Annotated in this window: 1 protein-coding gene; it reads left to right on the top strand. The window is 60.0% G+C overall.

Annotation, left to right across the window (positions count from 1 at the left end):
• Positions 1–270 (top strand): hypothetical protein (locus AC0IW9_RS30930; protein ID WP_471652127.1); only part of this gene is annotated, 270 nt, incomplete at both ends.

The following is a 270-nucleotide window of genomic DNA, read 5'->3' as shown; positions in this document are numbered from 1 at the left end:
GTGAAAGCCCTCCTCAACAAGCGGATCCCCGGTGCCACCATCGTCCCCTACGAGGACGCCACCTGGTGGAACACTTCACTCTATGAGGACGTGTACGTCACGGACGCTTCCCAGTCGGTAGTCCACCACCGCGTTTTCGACCACGAGAAGTCCCGCAAGCAAGTACGCGAACTCACCGCCCTCATTCGCCGCTTCACACGCGAAGCTGATGAGGTTGCGCAACAATACCGGGACGCGTTCGGGGAGCTCACCTCCCGCGATAACTGGAAA

The organism is Belnapia sp. AC561, assembly GCF_979252845.1.
This window is presented reverse-complemented; position numbering and strand designations above follow the sequence as displayed.